We start from the raw sequence: 7860 nt of genomic DNA, 5'->3' as shown, positions 1-7860 counted from the left end.
GTATTGGCGGTTTTTCGCCGGTACGGGAATATCAACCCGTTGTCCATCGACTACGCCTGTCGGCCTCGCCTTAGGTCCCGACTTACCCAGGGCAGATTAGCTTGACCCTGGAACCCTTGATCATTCGGCGGACGGGTTTCTCACCCGTCTTTCGCTACTCATGCCTGCATTCTCACTCGTGTAGGCTCCACCGCTGGTTTACACCGCGACTTCACCGCCCACACGACGCTCCCCTACCACTCCGTACGACTGAACCACAAAGGCTTGTCTACTATACGAAATCCACAACTTCGGCGGTGTACTTGAGCCCCGCTACATTGTCGGCGCGGAATCACTTGACCAGTGAGCTATTACGCACTCTTTTAAGGATGGCTGCTTCTAAGCCAACCTCCTGGTTGTCTGAGCAACTCCACATCCTTTCCCACTTAGCACACGCTTAGGGGCCTTAGTTGGTGGTCTGGGCTGTTTCCCTCTCGACTATGAAGCTTATCCCCCACAGTCTCACTGCTGCGCTCTCACTTATCGGCATTCGGAGTTTGGCTGACGTCAGTAACCTTGTAGGGCCCATTAGCCATCCAGTAGCTCTACCTCCAATAAGAAACACGCAACGCTGCACCTAAATGCATTTCGGGGAGAACCAGCTATCACGAAGTTTGATTGGCCTTTCACCCCTACCCACAGCTCATCCCCTCCATTTTCAACTGAAGTGGGTTCGGTCCTCCACGACGTCTTACCGTCGCTTCAACCTGGCCATGGGTAGATCACTTCGCTTCGGGTCTAGATCACGCCACTGCAACGCCCTATTCAGACTCGCTTTCGCTACGGCTTCCCCACACGGGTTAACCTCGCGACGTAACACTAACTCGCAGGCTCATTCTTCAAAAGGCACGCTGTCACACCCATACAGACAAGCTGCAGATGCTCCAACGGATTGTAAGCACACGGTTTCAGGTACTATTTCACTCCCCTCCCGGGGTACTTTTCACCTTTCCCTCACGGTACTGGTCCGCTATCGGTCATTAGGGAGTATTTAGGCTTATCAGGTGGTCCTGACAGATTCGCACGGGATTTCTCGGGCCCCGTGCTACTTGGGATACCAAACCAGGCGGTGTACAAACATTACAGTTACGGGGCTAACACCCTCTACGGCCGGCCTTTCAAGACCGTTCACCTATACCTACACTCTCACCTCACCAGTCCGGCAGAACTGGAACGGATGGTCCCACAACCCCGGTCATGCAACGCCCGCCGGCTATCACACATGACACGGTTTAGCCTGATCCGCGTTCGCTCGCCACTACTAACGGAATCACTATTGTTTTCTCTTCCTGCGGGTACTGAGATGTTTCACTTCCCCGCGTTCCCTCCACACAGCCTATGTGTTCAGCTGCAGGTCACCAGGTAACTCGCGCCCCTGGCGGGGTTTCCCCATTCGGAGACCCTGGGATCAAAGTCTGGTTATCGACTCCCCCAGGAATATCGCAGATTCCCACGTCCTTCATCGGCTCCTAATGCCAAGGCATTCACCGTGTGCCCTTAAAAACTTGACCACAAAGATCAATAAAACACTTTCGAGAGAACCATGAAAACCACCACCACACCCCAAAGGGCACGACGACAGATCCAGGTTCATAATCTTAGAAATTGCTTCTTTATAAGATGCTCGCGTCCACTATGTAGTTCTCAAACAACAACCCCGTACCCCACACCAACAACACACCAAACAGTGCACCGCATCAGTCAAGGCCAGGAAACCGAAACAAACAAAACCACCAACCCCCACAACACACACCACCAAAGCAGCACGCATCACAAAACAATCAGCGGCCCTGTTGCCTCAGGACCCAACAGTGTGCCAAAAATCCCCACCAACCCCCACCAACCACATCCTTTCCACAACCCCTCCACCCAAAAGCGAAGAAAGCCCGTACTCAAACACAGCCAGCAAAAACCAGCAAAGCATGCCTATTGATATTCCACCCATGAGCACCCACCGTGGAACAAACGTCCACGCAATGAGCTATAACTCTTGACCACACCAACAGCAACCATACAGTCACCACCAGCAATGGCAGAGGCTCCTTAGAAAGGAGGTGATCCAGCCGCACCTTCCGGTACGGCTACCTTGTTACGACTTAGTCCCAATCGCCAGTCCCACCTTCGACGGCTCCCTCCCACAAGGGGTTAGGCCACCGGCTTCGGGTGTTACCAACTTTCGTGACTTGACGGGCGGTGTGTACAAGGCCCGGGAACGTATTCACCGCAGCGTTGCTGATCTGCGATTACTAGCGACTCCGACTTCATGGGGTCGAGTTGCAGACCCCAATCCGAACTGAGACCGGCTTTTTGGGATTAGCTCCACCTCACAGTATCGCAACCCTTTGTACCGGCCATTGTAGCATGCGTGAAGCCCAAGACATAAGGGGCATGATGATTTGACGTCGTCCCCACCTTCCTCCGAGTTGACCCCGGCAGTCTCCCATGAGTCCCCGCCATTACGCGCTGGCAACATGGAACGAGGGTTGCGCTCGTTGCGGGACTTAACCCAACATCTCACGACACGAGCTGACGACAACCATGCACCACCTGTAAACCGACCACAAGTGGGGGACCTGTTTCCAGATCTTTCCGGTTCATGTCAAGCCTTGGTAAGGTTCTTCGCGTTGCATCGAATTAATCCGCATGCTCCGCCGCTTGTGCGGGCCCCCGTCAATTCCTTTGAGTTTTAGCCTTGCGGCCGTACTCCCCAGGCGGGGCACTTAATGCGTTAGCTACGGCGCGGAAAACGTGGAATGTCCCCCACACCTAGTGCCCAACGTTTACGGCATGGACTACCAGGGTATCTAATCCTGTTCGCTCCCCATGCTTTCGCTCCTCAGCGTCAGTTAATGCCCAGAGACCTGCCTTCGCCATCGGTGTTCCTCCTGATATCTGCGCATTTCACCGCTACACCAGGAATTCCAGTCTCCCCTACATCACTCTAGTCTGCCCGTACCCACCGCAGATCCGGAGTTGAGCCCCGGACTTTCACGGCAGACGCGACAAACCGCCTACGAGCTCTTTACGCCCAATAATTCCGGATAACGCTTGCGCCCTACGTATTACCGCGGCTGCTGGCACGTAGTTAGCCGGCGCTTCTTCTGCAGGTACCGTCACTTTCGCTTCTTCCCTACTGAAAGAGGTTTACAACCCGAAGGCCTTCATCCCTCACGCGGCGTCGCTGCATCAGGCTTTCGCCCATTGTGCAATATTCCCCACTGCTGCCTCCCGTAGGAGTCTGGGCCGTGTCTCAGTCCCAGTGTGGCCGGTCACCCTCTCAGGCCGGCTACCCGTCGTCGCCTTGGTAGGCCATTACCCCACCAACAAGCTGATAGGCCGCGAGTCCATCCAAAACCACAAAAAGCTTTCCACCAACCACCATGCGATGGAAGGTCATATCCAGTATTAGACCCAGTTTCCCAGGCTTATCCCAGAGTTAAGGGCAGGTTACTCACGTGTTACTCACCCGTTCGCCACTAATCCCCCAGCAAGCTGGGATCATCGTTCGACTTGCATGTGTTAAGCACGCCGCCAGCGTTCATCCTGAGCCAGGATCAAACTCTCCGTTAAAAACTAACCAAACAGACACAACCAAAACCATGGAAATAACACAGCAAATGATTGCACTAAATTCGAAACCAGCTGAAAACCAGACCACACACACGGGGTGCGCACAGCCTGGCAAAATCAACCAATCAAAAAACAATCGGTATCAATAAACTTGGCACACTATTGAGTTCTCAAACAACAGGCACTACCGGCACCACCCCAACCCCTCAACAGGATCAGAACTCGCTCCGGAGCAACTTTTCAAACTTACCCGCTGCGACCTTCACTGTCAAATCGTCATTTCCGAGCTATGGAATCCTAAAATTCACTTACTTCGGTACAACTATTTGGCGTGTTGGTAGTTGACTTTTTAGCTCAACTCCGTGGTGCAGCGCGGGTATTTACTCTAGCACCATGTTGACCGATAAGCCAAGCCGAGCATCCGCAGGGTCCCTTTGCCCAGCAAAAAGCCCGGAATCACGCGGATTCCGGGCCCTCTACTTGCTTTGTGCTCTGCAGAACTAGCTGGCCGGACGCAAATACACAGCGCCCAACGGAGGCAAGGACAAGCTCAGCGACTGCTCCTGTCCGTCCCAAGGAATACCGCTGGCCACAAGAGCACCAGGGTTGGTGACATCGGAGCCGCCAAACTCTGCGGCATCGGTGTTCATAACCTCAACCCACTGCCCACTATGCGGGACACCCAAGGTGTAGTTGTGATGTGGGCCCCCGGAGAAATTCACCACACACACCAAAGGATCACCATTGCGGGCGTAACGGATGAAGCTGAGAACGTTGTGCTCGGAGTCACCGCCATTGATCCATTGGTAGCCGGCTTGCTCGTTGTCCTGCTCAAACAGTGCCGGCGTTGAGGCGTAGAGCTCATTGAGTGCCTTGGTCAGCAGCTGCATCCCACGGTGATTGGGCATGTCAGCGAGCCACCAATCGAGCCCGTGCTGTTCAGACCATTCGGCTTCTTGGCCAAATTCGGTGCCCATAAAGATCAATTTCTTGCCCGGATGTGCCCACTGATACGCCATAAACGCGCGCAGGTTAGCCAGTTGCTGCCACCTGTCACCAGGCATTTTGCGCAACATGGACCCCTTACCGTGAACCACCTCGTCATGGCTAATCGGCAACAAGAAATTCTCAGTAAAGGCGTACACCAGCGAGAAGGTCACAGTTCCGTGGTGCCACTGCCGGTTGATGGGATCCTCGGCAATGTACTTGAGCGAATCGTGCATCCACCCCATATTCCACTTGATACCAAAGCCCAAACCACCCTGGTCCGTGGGAGCTGTAACTCCGGGGAACGCTGTGGATTCCTCGGCAATAGTGACAACACCGGGGTTGCGTTTGTAAACAGTGGCGTTGGTTTCTTGCAAAAATGCGATCGCTTCCAGATTTTCGCGTCCACCAAAGCGGTTGGGGCTCCACTGCCCTTCTTCACGCGAGTAATCCAGATAGAGCATCGAAGCCACAGCATCCACACGCAAGCCGTCAATGTGGAACTCTTCGAGCCAATACAGCGCGTTGGCGACCAAGAAGTTGCGTACCTCAGTACGGCCAAAGTCGAAGATAAGTGTTCCCCAGTCGGGGTGCTCCCCCAACTGCGGGTTGGCGTGTTCGTACAAGGGTTCGCCGTCAAAGCGGGCCAGAGCAAACTCGTCCTTGGGGAAGTGAGCGGGGACCCAATCCAAAAGCACTCCAATGCCAGCCTGGTGCAGAGCATCAACGAGGTGACGGAATTCATCCGGGTGCCCGAAGCGTGAGGTTGGAGCGTAGTAGGACGTGACTTGGTAGCCCCACGAGCCACCAAAGGGGTGCTCGGCAACGGGCATAAATTCAACGTGAGTGAAGCCCATCCACTGAACGTACTCAACAAGTTCGGTGGCCAGTTCCATGTAATCCAGGCCCAAGCGCCACGAACCAAGGTGCACTTCGTAGACACTCATGGCCGAATTGTGCGGATCCTTAGCGGCCCGGGCGGCCATCCAGTCTTGATCCTTGAACTGGTATTTCCGGTCCACCACCCGGGAAGCAGTGAGCGGAGGGACCTCTGTACCAAAGGCCATAGGGTCTGCTTTTTCGATCCATTGCCCTGATTTGGTGCGGATCTCAAACTTGTAGCACGCCCCTGCTACAACGTCTGGGATAAACAATTCCCACACACCGCTTGAACCCAGTGAACGCATGGCGTGCTCGCGGCCGTCCCAGCCGTTGAAGTCAGCCTTGACCCGAACGGACTGAGCATTTGGCGCCCATACGGCGAAGGAAACACCTGAAACCTGGCCGAGTTCGGAGCTGTAGTTCTGAACATGCGCACCCAGAACCGTCCACAGGGTTTCATGCCGACCTTCACCAATCAGGTGCAAGTCCAGCTCACCCACTGTGGGTAGGTACCGGTACGGATCGTCGACCGTGACTGGCGGGACGCCGTCGTAAGTCACTTCAAGGCGATAATCCGGGACGTGACCCTCCACGGTGGCGTCCAAAACGCCAGTCCACACACCAAATTCTTCGTGGGCCAGCTCAGTGCGGCCAGCTGCTGTCACAACCGCTACAGCCGTAGCGAGATGCTTCACCGTGCGAATGGTGACACGGCCGGAGGCATCCAAGTGCGCGCCAAGAACCGAGTGGGGTGCGTGGTGCTCACCGTTGGCAATCTGGCCCAAAGTGGCGTGATCTACAGGCAATGGCTTGCTCACTGCTGTTGCCTCGGTGCTCTTGGAGTTGGTCCCTATTCGGTCCGACATCTCACTACCTTTCACTGCCGCTGCCTTGTGATGGTGCAAGTGCCCGGCGTACTGCATCTACCGGGATTCCCAGCCACCCCGGACGGTTCCGAAGTTCGTATACGACCTCATACAAGGCCTTATCCAGCCACAATGCCACAAACACCGGCGAGCGTGGATCAATCGTGCCTTCAATGACGGACCCATAACCGGACATGAAAGCGTCGGTGCAGTTCGTCACCCACGTTTCCGGGACTTGAACCGCCGGATTTTCCCGCTCAGCGGCCCCCGCCGCGTAGTCGAAGGATCGAAGCATTCCCACAACGTCGCGTAGTCGCAAGTCCGGGGTTGAACGCTGGGAAACCGGACGCATCGGTTCACCCTCAAAATCAAGGATGGCCCAACGTTGCGCCTTCCCCGCGAGCGGATCGGCCGGCAATTGCAGGATCTGGCCCAGGTGCAAATCACCGTGGATGCGTTGAGCCTGCTCATCAACACCCTTGAGTGACTCGAGCACGGCCTCCACTTCTGGCCCGTACGGTCCTACGACTCCGGCGGCCTCCAACCATGAGGCGCGGACCCGTTCGGCCAAAGGTCCCAGAACGTCAACGCCCTGCTCTGCAACGGGCAAAGACTGCGCCAACCGTTTGTGAACCTCCGCAGTCGCAGCACCGAGCGCCTCTGCCTCAGCAATAAAAGGATCGCCCGCAGCTGCCGCAGCAACAGTCAGGGCCCATGCGTCCAGACCGCCCGCCAAAAATTCATGTACGACGGCGAACTCACCTCGAGCGCCCGGCTCAAGCGCCGAATCATTTACGGAGACTGGCTGGTCGGCTGCATCGATGCGTGGCCAGGTGCCGCGGATCCAGCCCAGCGTCGCCGGAACTTCGCTGACCCCGGCACCAGTGAGCGCCGCACCAATTTCTACCTCGGGGTTATTGCCCTCTGCCAGAACTCGGAAAGTCTTGATGATTGCGGCACTGACACCATCGTTAATAATCACCGAGGTGTTGGATTGTTCAGCGCTGAGGATTCGAACGGTGCCAGTGGCGTGTGGGATTCGTAGGCTTTCGTTCTCTTCCGCCCCCGGAATCCGGTGTCCCGCCAACGGACCAAGACCCTCGGCCGATCCCGTGCTTCCCCTCTCGCGGACCAGGTCGAGGTACGCACCCACAAAGGCCGGGTCCGCCAAACCGTCATAAACAAAGACCGACTCGCCCGCCACGTCCATCTGGCCCACAAGCAACAACTCTTTCGCCTCCAACACAGTGGTGCGGAAGGAAAGCGGCACTTGCAAAACGACTGCGCGCGGGCCAGCTTCCGCCGTCGTAAATTCCAGCTTTAGCACTCCCACAACAAGGTGGGTTGACGCATCAGCAACTGAGGCCGGAAGGCTGTAACTCTGAAGACCAGAGAGCTGAAAATCAGCCGAATTGACGGGGCACCAACGCTGTTTAGGCAACCAAGAGCGCAGAAGATCAAGCAAACGATCCGCTTCGTCTGGGCTCAACGTTGGGCACCACGGTGTAGGGGTCAT

2 protein-coding genes and 2 rRNA genes are annotated in these 7860 nt (G+C 55.9%); all 4 read right to left on the bottom strand.

The window, feature by feature from the left end:
* Positions 1–1550 (bottom strand): 23S ribosomal RNA (locus ACQR35_RS11365); the annotation flags it as partial.
* Between the two features lie 536 nt (positions 1551–2086).
* Positions 2087–3609: ribosomal RNA gene (locus ACQR35_RS11360) — 16S ribosomal RNA — on the bottom strand.
* Between the two features lie 500 nt (positions 3610–4109).
* Positions 4110–6344 carry a 1,4-alpha-glucan branching protein GlgB gene (glgB, locus tag ACQR35_RS11355; protein ID WP_430270106.1) on the bottom strand — a complete coding sequence of 745 codons (2235 nt, stop codon included), beginning with the start codon at positions 6342–6344 and terminating at the stop codon, positions 4110–4112.
* 4 nt (positions 6345–6348) lie between these two features.
* Positions 6349–7860: a maltokinase N-terminal cap-like domain-containing protein gene (locus ACQR35_RS11350; protein ID WP_430270105.1), complete on the bottom strand. Its 1512-nt coding sequence runs from the start codon at positions 7858–7860 to the stop codon at positions 6349–6351.

This window comes from Pseudarthrobacter sp. J1738 (genome assembly GCF_050490315.1).
Classification (GTDB): domain Bacteria; phylum Actinomycetota; class Actinomycetes; order Actinomycetales; family Micrococcaceae; genus JBNPEO01.
Note: the sequence above shows the minus strand (reverse complement) of the source record. Positions and strands in the feature narration are given on the sequence as shown.

Bases quoted from the DNA above. Each gene is read 5' to 3' on its own strand.
- glgB (WP_430270106.1), bottom strand. From the start codon at position 6,344: ATGTCGGACCGAATAGGGACCAACTCCAAGAGCACCGAGGCAACAGCA.
- ACQR35_RS11350 (WP_430270105.1), bottom strand. From the start codon at position 7,860: ATGACCCCTACACCGTGGTGCCCAACGTTGAGCCCAGACGAAGCGGAT.